Annotated in this window: 10 protein-coding genes; 3 read left to right on the forward strand and 7 right to left on the reverse strand. The window is 75.4% G+C overall.

Annotated features, from left to right (window positions below):
• Window positions 1–103: 103 nt before the first annotated feature.
• On the reverse strand, window positions 104–2,467 hold the full coding sequence (locus ABZ497_RS30975) for a glycosyl hydrolase family 18 protein (RefSeq protein ID WP_359809961.1): 2,364 nt from the start codon (window positions 2,465–2,467) through the stop codon (window positions 104–106).
• A 275-nt stretch (window positions 2,468–2,742) separates the two neighbouring features.
• On the opposite strand from ABZ497_RS30975, the gene ABZ497_RS30980 reads away from it, so the two are divergent.
• From ABZ497_RS30980 to ABZ497_RS30990, 3 genes are all read left to right on the forward strand, one after another.
• The gene (locus ABZ497_RS30980; RefSeq protein ID WP_359809963.1) at window positions 2,743–3,393 is read left to right on the forward strand and encodes a class I SAM-dependent methyltransferase; all 651 of its coding nucleotides are present in this window, start codon (window positions 2,743–2,745) and stop codon (window positions 3,391–3,393) included.
• 228 nt (window positions 3,394–3,621) lie between these two features.
• Window positions 3,622–4,206 carry a TerD family protein gene (locus tag ABZ497_RS30985; RefSeq protein ID WP_329491221.1) on the forward strand — a complete coding sequence of 195 codons (585 nt, stop codon included), beginning with the start codon at window positions 3,622–3,624 and terminating at the stop codon, window positions 4,204–4,206.
• A 230-nt stretch (window positions 4,207–4,436) separates the two neighbouring features.
• Window positions 4,437–5,480 (forward strand): DUF5954 family protein, encoded by a 1,044-nt coding sequence (locus ABZ497_RS30990; protein WP_359809966.1) that lies wholly within the window; start codon window positions 4,437–4,439, stop codon window positions 5,478–5,480.
• Between the two features lie 102 nt (window positions 5,481–5,582).
• Here ABZ497_RS30990 and ABZ497_RS30995 read toward each other — a convergent pair whose 3' ends face one another.
• The 6 genes from ABZ497_RS30995 to ABZ497_RS31020 form a co-directional block, all read right to left on the reverse strand.
• Window positions 5,583–6,998: a lytic murein transglycosylase gene (locus ABZ497_RS30995; protein WP_359809968.1), complete on the reverse strand. Its 1,416-nt coding sequence runs from the start codon at window positions 6,996–6,998 to the stop codon at window positions 5,583–5,585.
• A gap of 224 nt (window positions 6,999–7,222) precedes the next feature.
• Window positions 7,223–8,212 (reverse strand): pyrroloquinoline quinone biosynthesis protein PqqB, encoded by a 990-nt coding sequence (gene pqqB / locus ABZ497_RS31000; RefSeq protein WP_359810054.1) that lies wholly within the window; start codon window positions 8,210–8,212, stop codon window positions 7,223–7,225.
• Window positions 8,128–9,546 carry a pyrroloquinoline quinone biosynthesis protein PqqE gene (gene pqqE / locus ABZ497_RS31005; protein WP_359809970.1) on the reverse strand — a complete coding sequence of 473 codons (1,419 nt, stop codon included), beginning with the start codon at window positions 9,544–9,546 and terminating at the stop codon, window positions 8,128–8,130. The genes pqqB and pqqE overlap by 85 nt, the downstream gene beginning before the upstream one ends.
• Entirely contained in the window at window positions 9,543–10,292 is a 750-nt protein-coding gene (locus ABZ497_RS31010; protein ID WP_359809972.1) for a pyrroloquinoline quinone biosynthesis protein C, read from the reverse strand. The genes pqqE and ABZ497_RS31010 overlap by 4 nt, the downstream gene beginning before the upstream one ends.
• Complete coding sequence (gene pqqA, locus ABZ497_RS31015; protein ID WP_359809974.1) at window positions 10,277–10,444, reverse strand: pyrroloquinoline quinone precursor peptide PqqA; 168 nt, start codon at window positions 10,442–10,444, stop codon at window positions 10,277–10,279. The genes ABZ497_RS31010 and pqqA overlap by 16 nt, the downstream gene beginning before the upstream one ends.
• 278 nt (window positions 10,445–10,722) lie before the next feature.
• The gene (locus ABZ497_RS31020) at window positions 10,723–12,291 is read right to left on the reverse strand and encodes a PQQ-binding-like beta-propeller repeat protein (RefSeq protein ID WP_359809976.1); all 1,569 of its coding nucleotides are present in this window, start codon (window positions 12,289–12,291) and stop codon (window positions 10,723–10,725) included.
• Window positions 12,292–12,353 lie beyond the last annotated feature (62 nt).

The following is a 12,353-nucleotide window of genomic DNA, read 5'->3' on the forward strand; positions in this document are numbered from 1 at the left end:
GCACGCGGACGCGGTGCCGGGGGGGTTGGGCCCGTCGCGTGGAGGGGTGACGCCGGGGCCGGCCGGATCACGGTGATCCGCGCGGCCCCTGCCCGGTGGTGCGTCAGCGCAGGCTGCTGTCGATCGCGTTCAGCAGGGTGCCGGAGGCGTCGTCGTTCTCCAGGGAGAAGGCGAACATCCCGGCCAGGCCCTTGCTCTTGGCGTACGCCCCGCGGGCCTGGATGGCCTGCGGGGTGTCACCCGTCCAGAAGTTGGTCCCGTCGTAGACCCAGGAGGTCTCCGTCACCGGGTCCCAGTGGGTGTTCGCCGCGCTGGCGTTGAGCTCCTTCCAGGCGGCCAGGCCGGCCTCGGCGCTCAGCGGCTTGGCCGGGGTCGGACCGGTCGCGCTCTGGTACAGGCCGTAGTTCGAGCCGGCCGGCACGCCCGTCCAGCCGCGCCAGTAGAACGGGATGCCCAGCACCAGCTTGTTGGTCGGGAAGCCGCCCGCGATGCCGTACTCCGGCAGGCCGGTGGTGTACGCGGCGAGGGTGGTGTCCACGTTGTACTTGCGGGTGCCGGGAGTGATCGGCGTGGTCGGGTCGGCCGGGCTGTCGTGCAGCGGGTCCTGGTGGTTGGTCGGGCCCTTGGCGTCCCAGGCGCCGTGCATGTCGTAGGTCATGACGTCGGCGTAGTCCAGGTAGGCGCCGATCTTGTCGGTCTCCAGCTGCGCGATCTTGTCCTGGCCGCTGGGCAGCGCGGCGGTCAGCAGGAACCGCTTGCCCTGGGCGTTGCCGAGGGCGTCCAGCTGGGTGCGGAACTCCTTCAGCAGCAGGGTGAAGTTCTGCTTGTCGGCGGCGGAGTAGTGGTTGCCGGTGTGGCCGCCGGCCGAGCCCGGGTACTCCCAGTCGAGGTCCACGCCGTCGAAGAGTCCGGCCGCCGAGGCCTGGCCGCCCGAGGCGTCACCGGCCACGCCGGTCGGCAGGTTGCCCTTGAGGAACATGTCCACGCAGGAGGAGACGAAGGCCTTGCGGGAGGCGTCCGTCGCGGCCGCGTCCGAGAAGTACTTGGAGTACGTCCAGCCGCCGATCGAGATGGTGAACCGCAGGTTCGGGTACTTGGCCTTCAGCTGGCGCAGCTGGTTGAAGTTGCCCTTGAGCGGCTGCTCCCAGGTGTCGCTGCTGCCGTCGACGCTGGCCGCGCCGTTGTAGTCGGCCTGGTAGTCGGCGTAAGCGTCCCCGGCGCCGTCCCCGGCGTTGGGGTTGGACTCGTTGGCCGAGTCGGAGGCCTTCACGGCCTGGAAGCAGGTGTGCGTGGTCGGGTGGATGTTGGCGAAGGCGTAGGTGATCACGTCCAGCTTGCCCGCCGCGCCGCTGGTGTCCACGTTCTTCGCGTGGTACGCGTTCTCGTAGACGCCCCACTGGTCGAAGTAGGCCGAGCGGAACGGGCTCGCGGCCGGGGCGGGCGCGGTGGTGGTGCCCACCGGCGCGGACTGCGCGGAGGCGTGGCTGCCCGAGTAGCCCTGGACGGTGAACCGGTAGTTGGTGCTCGGCAGCAGCGAGCTGACGGCCACCGAGGTGCCCATCGAGGTCGCGACCAGCTGGCTGCCGGAGTAGACCTTGTAGGCCACCGGGCCGTCGCCGCCGGTCAGCGTGGACGGCTGCCAGCTGAGCACCACGGCGTTGCCGGTGACCTTGCCGACGGTGAGCCCGCCGGGCACGGTGACCTTGCCGTCCCCGGCCGGGCCGGTGCCCGTCGCCGTGGCGGTGGCCGTCGCGGTGGGGCTGGTGGTCGCCGTCGGGCTGTTCGAGGCCGTCGGGCTGGTGCTCGCGGTGGGGCTGTTCGAGGCGGTCGGGCTGGTGGTCGCCGTCGGACTGCTGGTCGCGGTCGGGCTGCTGGTCGCCGTGGGGCTGCTCGTCGCGGTCGGGCTGCCGCTGCTGGTCGGCCCGGCCGGGCCGGTCAGGCTGAGGTCATCCGCCCGGTAGGTGCCGGTGCCGTACCAGCCGTGCGTGATCACCGTCACCGAGGTGGTGGCGGCGCCGGTGGTGAAGGTGCTGCTCAGCTGCGTCCAGCCGGTCGCGCTGGGCGTCCAGGAGGAGGAGTTGACCCCGGTCCCGGTCGCGCCCAGGTAGACGTAGCTGCCCTGGACCCAGCCCGACAGGGTGTACTGGGTGTTGGGCAGCACGGTCACGGTCTGCTGGCACTGCGCGGTGTCGGAGGCCGATGCGGCCCCGCTGAGCGCGTAGCTCCCGCCGTGCACCGGCGTGGTGACGACGGATCCGTTGACGCAGGTCCAGCCGGCCAGCGAGCCGGTCTCCAGACCGGCGTTGGCGAGCAGGTTGACGGGCGCCGCGGAGGCCGTGTTCAGGGAGAGCGCGAGGGCGGCGGTGCCGGTGGTGAGCGTGGCCGCCAGGGCCAGTGCGGTGGCTCGCCGGCGTGGTGCGGCGGCCCGGCGCTCGGCGGGGCGCGCGGGCGTGACTCGGTCGTGCATGCGGTGTCCTCCGGATGAGTGGGGGTTCCGGCGGTGCGGTGGCCCGGGTGGGCCGAAGGGAGCCGAGCCGAGCGCTGTGGGGGCGCGCGGGCGGGGTGACACATGCTTCGGTACGACGCGTCGACACCGTCGGGCCGGGCCCGTACGCATCAACGACATCACAGATTGGACTGGACCAATATTCGCCGTCAAGGGTGTCCGCCCGCTGGACGGTCGGCGGCCCCCGCGCCGGTACGGTGGCGTACGGAGCAGCCCCGCCGAACGGAGGACGAGCCATGGACAGCCAGGACTGGAACGACCGCTACGCCGCGAGCGAGCTGGTCTGGGGCGCCGAGCCCAACCGCTGGGTGGTCGGCGAGCTGACCGGCCGCACTCCCGGCCGCGCCCTGGACGTCGCGGCCGGCGAGGGGCGCAACAGCATCTGGCTCGCCCGGCAGGGCTGGCGGGTGACCGGCCTCGACTTCTCCGCCGTCGCCCTGGAGCGCGCCGAGCGGCTCACCGCGGACCTGCCCGACGAGGTCGCCGACCGGCTCACCTGGCGCCACGACGACGCCCGCGGCTTCCCGCTCCCGGCCGAGGGCTACGACCTGGTGCTGGTCGCCTACCTCCAGCTCCCCGCCGCCGACCGTCGTACCGCGCTGCGCCGGGCCGCCGCCGCGCTCGCCCCCGGCGCCACCCTGCTGGTGGTCGGCCACGACAGCAGCAATCTCACCGAAGGGGTCGGCGGCCCGCAGGACCCGCGCGTCCTCTTCACCCCGGACGACGTGCTCGCCGACCTCTCCGACGCCGGGCTGCGGACCGTCCGCGCCGAGCGGGTGCTCCGCCCGGTGGCCGCGGAGGCCGGACACCGCGACGGAGCTGCCGGCGGGCGCGCTGCCGCGGTCGACGCCCTGGTGCGGCTGGAGCGGCCGCTGCAGCGGCCGTAGCGGGGGGCCGTCGGCGTCGCCGGGCGCCGCGTGCGGGACCGGCGCCGGAGCCCGCGTGCGGAATTGCGGCCGGGGGCCGGTGGGTCGTCGCGAATCCCTCCGTGTCCGGATGATGTGGTGTTGATCGTAGGAGCGGGTACGGGGATTCCCAGGACCGACCCTGCGCACCCGGGAATCTCTACAGTGCTGTAGATTCAGGACGCAGGGCGGAGCAACGAGGAGGACGCGATGAGCGTTTCGCTGGCCAAGGGGCAGAAGCTGAGCCTGGAGAAGCCGGGCGGGGGGCAGCTGGGCGTGGTGCGGATGGGCCTCGGCTGGCGGGCCGCCCAGCGGAAGGGGTTCTTCGCCAAGCTGTTGGCCTCGCAGGAGATCGACCTGGACGCCTCGGCGGTGCTGTTCGCCGCCGGCAAGCCGGTGGACGTGGTCTTCTTCCAGCACCTCACCAGCAACGACGGTTCGGTGCGGCACAGCGGGGACAACCTGACCGGCGGCGCCGGCGACGCCACCGACGACGAGTCGATCACGGTGGACCTCACCAGGGTGCCGAGCGAGGTCGACCAGATCCTGTTCACCGTCAACTCCTTCACCGGGCAGACCTTCCAGGAGGTCGAGAACGCCTTCTGCCGGCTGGTCGACGAGCAGACCGGCGCCGAGCTGGCCCGGTACACGCTCACCGGCGGCGGCCCGTACACCGCCCAGATCATGGCCAAGGTGCAGCGCACGGCCGGTGGTTGGCAGATGGCCGCGATCGGCCAGCCGGCCAGCGGGCGGACCTTCCAGGACCTGATGCCGGAGCTGGCCAAGCACCTCTGACGGTGCGCCGCGGGCCCGCCCGCGCCGCGCCGCCCGCGACCGGCCCTCCGGCCGGTCCGTCGACCGGCGGCGCGGGGGCCGTCCGATCTCCCCCCGGACGGGCCCCGCGCCCGCTGTCCCCGTCCCGCGCGGTCGCGCGGACGGCCCTCCGGTCCGCCGCCGTTGCCCGGTCGGGTGCACTTCCCCGATATCCCTGCGGCCCACTCACCGCGTCCGCTAACACTGGCCGCATGGACGATGACGCTGCGCAGCTGCCGGGGCACCTCACCATCCGGGTCGCGCACACCGACGACCCGGTCGCGGCCGTGGCCGGTCTGGAGGCGTGGGCCTCCCGGGAGCGGTATCCGAGCCTGATGATGATGGCGCCCGCCTTCGGCAGTCTGGAGCGCACCCCCGAGGGGACCTGGCGGATCCTCGGCTACCGCGCGACCACCCCGCAGATGGCCCGCGACGACCTCGGCCACCAGTTCCGATGCTGGGCGCGGGCCGAGCGCGGCGCCCGGTTCGCCGCCACCTGGGACATCACCGACGAGGAGCGGGCCGCCTACACGGCGGCGTACCGGCGGATGGAGTGGGAGGCGCTCGACGAGATCACCGTCGCCGGGCGGGAGTACCGGATCTTCCGGGCCGAACAGGTGCTGCGCTCGGGCCCCGAGGGCATCGAACCGCCGCGCCCCACCGACCCGGACCCGGCCGCCGTCGGCCAGGCCTACCGGCTGCCGTCCCGGGTCGACGGCTTCGTCGTCGACCCCGGTGCCGACGTCACCCTGGTCGACGGGATCCTGCGGCTGGACATGATGACGCTGGTGCCGGCCGGCCGGGGCATCCCCGAGAACGTCCGCGCCGACGCCCGGCACGCCTCCAGCCGCTATCCCAAGGTGTTCGTGCTCCCGGTGCACTGCGCCGTCGCCGAGTACGAGGACGGCCACTGGGGCCCGATGACCGGGGCCTACGAGACCCCGCAGGCCGCCCGCGACAGCCTCGCCGCCTACCTGCGCGACTTCGCCCCGCGGCTGCTGCCGGACCTCGGCGAGGACGAGCGCGCCCGGTACGCCGCCGCCGCCGACCGGCTGGACGCCGAGCGCGGACACGAACTCCGGGCGGCCGACCGGCGGTTCCGGCTGGTGCGGGTCGAGCCGGTGCTCCGTCTCGGCCCCGACGGGCCCGAACGGCCGCGGCCCTCCGACTGGGACCCGGACCTCCCGGTCAAGGCCCAGGAGGAGCAGGACCGGGCGGCCGGCCGCTACCCGGACGACGAGGACGACGAGGACTGAACGGCCGCCGGCCCGGTGCGCCCGCTGATCGGGGCGCCCGGGCCGGGGTCACGCGTGCTCCATGCGTGTTCCGTGCGTGCTCGGTTCGTACTCGGCGTGTGGTCAGTGCGCCGAGGGCGAGGGGGAGGCCGACGGGGAGGCGGCGGCCGAGGACGAGCCACTCGGGGTGGCGGTGGCCGACGGGGTGCCGGTCGGGGTGCCGGTCGGCGTCGGGCAGCCGGGCGCCGGGGGCGTCGCGGTGGCGGTGGCCGACGGGGTGGCCGTCGGGCTCGCGCCGTCGGTGGGCGTCGCCGTCGCCGTGGGGGTGGCACAGGTGGTGGGCGTGGCGGTGGGGGTGGCGGTCGGCGTCCCGGTGGGGGTGGCCGTCGGGGTGGTGCTGGGCGTACCGGTCGGCGAGGTGCTCGGCGTACCGGTCGGGGTGGCACTGGGCGTGGCACTCGGCGTGGCGCTCGGGCTCGGGCCGGCCGAGGGCGAGGCCGACGCGGTGGGCGTGGGCGCCCCCGTCGGCGTCCCGCTCGGGCCACCGGTCGGCGTGCCGGTCGACGGCGCCGGGGATGCCGGGGGCGTGGGCGTCGTGGGGCCGGTCGCCGGTGCGGGCACGGTCGGCGACGGTGACGGCGCGGTCAGCGCGCCGGCCGGGGCGGGCCGGTCCGGTGTCGTGGTCGCCGTCCCGCTGCCGAAGTGCGCCATCCAGTTCTTGACGGTCCGCAGGTACTCGCCCGAGTTGTTGTAGCCGAGGACCGCCCGGTCCAGCTGGGCCGGATTGCCGAGGTCGCGGCCGCCCGCGCAGAGGTAGCGGCCGGCCGACTCGGCGGCGTCGAAGACGTTGTTGGGGTCCGCCTGGCCGTCACCGTTGGCGTCGACCCCCCAGTAGGCCCAGGTGGAGGGGATGAACTGCATCGGTCCGACGGCCCGGTCCCAGAGCCGGTCGCCGTCGTAGCGGCCACCGTCGGTGTCGGAGATCGCGGCGAAGCCGTTGCCGTTGAGCGCCGGGCCGAGGATCGGCCGGTACGTCGTCCCCGCGGCGTCCACCCCGCCCCGGTTGGCCTGGCCGGACTCGACCTCGCCGATCGCGGCCAGCAGCTGCCACGGCAGGTGGCAGCCGGGCGAGCGGACGGCCAGCGCGGCCTCGGCCTTGCGGTAGGCGGCGAAGACCGTCGCCGGCAGGGCGGGCCCGGTCCGGAACGGTCCGGCGGACGGGTCGCCCGGCAGGGTCGTGGGCGGCTGCGGCAGCGGGACGGCGCCCCCGCCGTCGACCGGCACGGTCGGCCCGCCGGCGGGCGACGGCAGTTCGGAGCCGGGCAGCGTGGTGCCGGGAGCGGTGGCGACCACGGAGGTGGTCGGGTCGATCACGGGCGGCACCGGCTCGGCGGCCGCGACACCGGAGAGGCCGAGTCCCGTCACCTGAGAGCCGGTCAGGGCCGCGAGCGCGGTGAACGCGGCGGCCGTCCCGGTCACCCGCTTGCCCAGCCGTATCCGGCGCCCCGTCTGTCGTCCGCTGTCGACCCGTGCCTTCATGCCGTGCCCTCCCCGTCACCGTCCGGACCCCGGGGGAACGGACGGGCTGTCACCATCGTGCCTGCCAGTGCATGACAGTTCGTGCTACCGGAATGATTAGTATCACGATGATCTGACCGGACCCGGGTGAGCAGCGGCTGTCCCGGGCCCCACCGTCCGGTGAACGGGCAGGTGGCGAGGGTGCGCCCGGCGGTACCCGGCGGGCCGGGGAGCGGCGCCGGGGCTCAGAACTCGACGAGCTGACCGTCCTCGGCGACGGCCGCGCCCGCCGCCGCCAGGGCCGGTGCGAGGGCGGCGGCGCCGGGGGAGCCCGGGTGGGCCAGCGGGTTGGTGTTGTTGAGGTGGGTGTAGAGGTAGCGCGGGCCGGGGTGGCGGCCCAGGTGGGCCAGCGAGTCCCGGACCGCCAGGTGGCCCATGCCGCGGGAGGAGCGCGAGCCGCCGGTGCGCTCGGCGAGTTCGTCGTCGGTGGCGAAGGTGCCGTCGAGGATCACCACGGCCGCACCGGCCACCGCCCGGTCGAGCTCCGGCGTCCAGGCGGCCAGTCCGGGCGCGTACACCGCGCTCGACCGGCTCCCGGCGGCGGTGAAGCGGTAGCCGGTCACCCAGTCCGCCCGGCCGTCCCAGGCCTTGCCGGGCAGGTCGGCGGCGTACCGCGGCCGCTTTCCGCCCAGCGCCAGCGGCTCGGCGCGCAGCCCGCCGGCCAGGTCGAAGGCGGTGCCCGGCGCGACGGACTGCCAGCGGGCCTCGGTGTAGGGCGCGAGCAGCGGGCCGACCGGGAAGACGCCGTGCAGCGCGGCACGGACCGGTTCGGTGGCGTGCACGCTCAGCCCGGCGGCCTCCCGCAGGGTCAACAGGCCGAGCGTGTGGTCGAGCTCGCCGCTGGTGAGCAGGACGCCGCGCAGCGGGGTGTCCCGGGTGCCGGCGGCCGGAGCCAGCTCCGGGGCGGCCAGCAGCTGGCTCCGCAGGTCGGGCGAGGCGTTGACCAGGTACCAGGCGACGCCGTCCGCGCTGACCGCCAGGCAGTCCTGGCTGCGGGCGGCGCCGGTGCGGCGGGCGGTGGAGCAGCCCTCGCAGCCGCAGTTCCACTGGGGCAGTCCGCCGCCGGCGGCCGTGCCCAGGATCCGGATCTTCAGCGCGTCCTCCGGGGCACGGGGGCCGGGGTGGCCGCCGGGACCGGCCCGGTGACCAGGTGGTGGTCGGGGGAGAGGCGGCAGGCCGGGTCGGTGGCGCCGGCGTCCCCGGTGAACTGGAAGGCCTGGCAGCGGCAGCCGCCGTGGTCGACCTCGCGCAGCGCGCAGCCGCGACAGGGCTCCGGCATCCAGTCGGTGCCCCGGTACCGGTTGAACAGCGGCGAGTCGTGCCAGATCGCGGCGAGCCCATCGGTCGCCGCGTTCGGCAGCGCCGGACCGGGCAGCTGCGCGGCGGCCAGGCAGGGCAGCACGTCACCGGTGGGCGCGACCACCAGCTGCCGGCGGCCCCAGCCGTCCATGCAGGGCTTCACGGCGCCGCCGTGGTGGTCGGCCGCGACGTGCACGATCTCGATCCGCCCGCCGTGGCGCTCCCGGGCGGCGGCCACGTCCAGCTCGGCCTGGCGGACCTGGGCCTCGCTCGGCGCCAGGTGCGCCCGGTTCTGCCAGGCCCAGCCGTAGAACTGGGTGTGCGCCAGCTCGACCCGGTCGGCGCCGAGCGCCACGGCCAGGTCGGCGAGGGCGCCGAGCCGGGCCAGATTGCCCCGGTGCAGCACGGCGTTGACGGTCAGCGCCAGCCCGGCGCCGGTCAGCAGCGCCGCCGCGGCGAGCTTGCGCTCGTGCGCGGCGAGGCCGGCCACGGCGTCCGCGCGGCGCAGGTCGGCGTCCTGGAGGGAGAGCTGGACGTGGTCCAGGCCCGCCCCGGCGAGCGCGGTGGCACGCGGCTCGTCCAGCGGGAGCCCGCTGGTGACCAGGTTGGTGTAGAGGCCCAGGTCGTGCGCGTGGGCGACGATCCGGGTGAGGTCGCGGCGGAGCAGCGGCTCGCCGCCGGTGAGGTGGACCTGGAGGACGCCGAGCCCGCGGGCCTGGTCGAGCACGCGCAGCCACTGGTCGGTGTCCAGTTCGTCCCGGTAGCGGGCGAGTTCGACCGGGTTGGCGCAGTAGGTGCACTGGAGCGGGCAGCGGTAGGTGAGTTCGGCGATCAGGCCGAACGGCGCCGGCGCCCGGACGGCCGCACCCGGCAGGCCGGTGGCCGGGTACGGCAGTGCGGGTGCGCCGGAGCCGTCCAGGGTGAGCAGCCGGCGCTCGGCGAGGTCGGCGAGCAGCTCGCGGACCTGCCCGTCGTCCACCCCGTCGTACTCGGCGGCGAGCCCGGCGGTGATCAGGGCGGTTTCGCGCCGGCCGTCGCAGTGGCGCAGTACGGCGGCCGCGGTGTCGTTGAGCAGCAGGACGCCCTCGGGGTAGAGCAGGGCGGCCCGGTCGCGGACCGGGTCGTGCACCAGCCGCACCCCGCGCCGCAGGCCGGGCACCTGGGCGGCGGGGGCGGCCTGGGCGGCCTGGGCGGCCTGGGCGGTCGTCACCGGTCGGCCCCGTAGTCGACGGCGTCCAGCATGGCCCGCAGCACCTCGCACTTGAAGGCCAGGGCGTCGAGGGCGGCCTGCTGCTGGTGGGCGGTGACGCAGTGGTCCAGCACGAGCTCCAGGGTGCGGGCGCTGTCCTTGCGGGCGGTGGGGATGCGGTGCTCGAAGTAGGCGTACCCCGCCGGGTCGATCCAGCCGTAGTGGGTGCGCCAGGCGGTCACCCGCTGGGCCATGTGGTCGGGCGAGAACATCTCGGTGAGGGCCGCCGCGACGCCCTCCGTCCACGCTCTGGTCTGGCAGAAGTGCAGATAGCCGTCGACGGCGAAGCGGACCCCGCGGGTGACGTGCCGTTCGTCGGTGACCTCCGCGCGGTCCAGGCCGACCGCCTCGGCGAGGACCAGCCAGTCGGCGAGGCCGCCCTCGGCGGGTGCGGTGGCGTCCGGTGCGCCCCCGGCCGGTGCGCCGCGCTCGGGGCCGGGTAGGGGCGCGGCCGGTCCGTCCTGGTAGGCGAGCCGCTCGGCCCAGGCCCGGCGGACCTCCGGGAGCGGGCAGTTGGCGATGATCGCGGCGTTCTTGCGGGTCAGGCAGAGCTGGTAGTACCAGCGGTTGGCGACCCAGCGCCGCAACTCCGGTGGCGTGCAGCCACCGGAGTGCAGGCGCAGATGGAACGGGTGGCTGTCCCAGTAGCGCTCCCGCAGGTCGTACAGCCTGGCCGCGAACCGCTCGCGGGTCAGCGGCTGAGCCACTGGGCGGCCCGTCCGGCGTAGGCGGTGACCTCGGCGCCGGTGCGGTGGCACTCGACCGCCGGTGCGGACCAGGCGGGCTTCGGGGCGGCGTCGGCCGGGCGCTCGGGCGGTGCGGCGGCGGGGGTGGGCAGTGGAGCGGCGGTGCGGTTCATCGGGATTCCTCCTCGGGAGAGGGCGGGTGGGAGGAGCGCACGCGCGCGGTGGGCCGCGCGGCCCCGTGGGTCAGGACGCTACGAGCCGCCGGGCCCGGCCGCCGGTCCAACCCGCGCGATGTGCGGACAATCGCGCTCGAACGGGTGACGGGCCGGGGCCGGGGGTTCGACCGGCCACCGGGCGGTCGGGCCGGAGCGCTGTCGGGAGGCGGCGCGGTCGGGCGGGCGCGGTCGGGCCGGAGCGGCATCCGGGGGCGGCGCGCCGGATTGGAACCGTGTCAGGCGGCGGCGCGGCCGAAGGCGACCAGGTGGCCGTCCTTGGTGCCCACGAACACCCGCCCGCCGTCCGTGGCGGGTACGGCGAACCTGCTCACCGTGCCGAGCGCGAAGCTGCGGCGCAGCTTGAGCGCGCCGTTGACCGGCAGCGGGTCGTACACCCGCAGCTCGCCGTTCTGGCCGCCCGGACCGCTGCCGGAGTAGACGGTCCAGACGAGCGCCGAACCGGAGGCCGTCCCGTTGGAGGTGACCACGGGGGAGCCGGACGCGTAGCCGAAGCCCTCGGCGCTGGTGCCCGCGCTGGTCAGCTGGGGGTTCCCGGCGCTGTTCACCGAGTACTTGAGCGCGCGCAGCGAGCCGTAGTTCTCGACCAGGTAGACATAGCCGCCGTCCCCGCCCCAGACCCCCGGGTGGCCCCAGACGCCCTTGAACGGGCCGGTCGTGCCGACCGCGGCGTCGGTGCCGTTCGGGCCCTGGCCCATGCCGCCCAGCCGGTCGCGGTCCAGCAGGAAGATCCGGCCGTCCTTGCCGACCTGCACCAGCAGGTGCGGGTGGGCGGTCGTGCCGAAGCCGGACGGCAGGGCGGCGGGCCCGCCGGAGCCGAGGTCCACGTCGCCGTGGTCCATGTCCCGGTTGTCGGTCGGGCTGAAGAAGTCCTTCGGGGTGAGGCTGCCGTCGGCGTTCACACCCAGCCGCACGACGGATTCGGCGAAGTGGCCCTGCGGCTTGTCGCCGGGGCCCTTCGGCGGGGAGGAGCCCGTGCCCGCGCCGTTGCCGGTGGCGAGGAGGATCCTCCCGGCGCCGTCCGAGACCAGGCCGCCGCCGCTCATCCAGACGCCCGCGTTCTGCGAGGCCGAGCCGGACTGGGTGGACCAGAGCGTCAGCTTGCGGGTCCCGGTGTGGACGCCCGCGACGTGGCCGACGTACGTCCCGACGCCGCAGTCCGAGGCGAAGCCGAAGTAGACCGCACCGTCCAGCAGCAGGAGCCCGGCGCGCTGCGCCGAGGTGCCCGGGTTGAACGGGACCCCGGGGCTGTTCACCGGCGAGCCCTGGACGGTGACCGGCCAGTCGCCGCGCTCGGCGCCCGAGGCGACGTCCAGCGCGTGCACCGAGAAGTGGGCGCCCCCCTCGGTGGACTTCGCCACCAGGTAGATCGTGCCGGTCGACTTGTCGTACACGGGCGTCGAGGTGATGCCGGTGCCGGGGGAGAGGCAGGCGGTGGACGACGGGACCGGTGTGCCGAGCGCGCGCTGCCACAGGATCCGGCCGTCGGTCGCGCCGATGCCGTAGACGTGGTTCGTCTCGGTGGCGACCACCACGGTCGAACCGGCGACCAGGGGCTGGGCGAGGACGGCGCCGTCGACGGCGGTGGACCAGCGCCGGCCGAAGTCCGAGCCGGAGACCTGCGCCGGGCCCAGGCCCGGCTCGGCCGCGTCCCAGCCGGTGCGCAGGCTGTTCACCGAGACGGTGGGGTTGTCGGCGTGCGCGGGTATCGGGGTAACCAGCGAACCGGCCAGGGCCGGGGCGAGCAGCGCCAGTCCGCCCAGCAGGGCGGTGACGGCGTGTGACACCGGCGTTCGGCCCCCCGGAGGGGTGTCGCGCGGGCGGCCCGGGGGCGTGGATGGGTGGAGTC

Source organism: Kitasatospora sp. NPDC005751 (assembly GCF_040630835.1).
In the GTDB taxonomy this organism is placed as follows: domain Bacteria; phylum Actinomycetota; class Actinomycetes; order Streptomycetales; family Streptomycetaceae; genus Kitasatospora.

What these genes read in the sequence shown, in the direction of transcription:
- pqqA (WP_359809974.1), bottom strand. Translation starts at nt 10,444, where the DNA reads ATGAACCGCACCGCCGCTCCACTGCCCACCCCCGCCGCCGCACCGCCC.
- ABZ497_RS30995 (WP_359809968.1), bottom strand. Translation starts at nt 6,998, where the DNA reads ATGAAGGCACGGGTCGACAGCGGACGACAGACGGGGCGCCGGATACGG.
- ABZ497_RS30975 (WP_359809961.1), bottom strand. Translation starts at nt 2,467, where the DNA reads ATGCACGACCGAGTCACGCCCGCGCGCCCCGCCGAGCGCCGGGCCGCC.
- ABZ497_RS30990 (WP_359809966.1), top strand. Translation starts at nt 4,437, where the DNA reads ATGGACGATGACGCTGCGCAGCTGCCGGGGCACCTCACCATCCGGGTC.
- ABZ497_RS30985 (WP_329491221.1), top strand. Translation starts at nt 3,622, where the DNA reads ATGAGCGTTTCGCTGGCCAAGGGGCAGAAGCTGAGCCTGGAGAAGCCG.
- ABZ497_RS30980 (WP_359809963.1), top strand. Translation starts at nt 2,743, where the DNA reads ATGGACAGCCAGGACTGGAACGACCGCTACGCCGCGAGCGAGCTGGTC.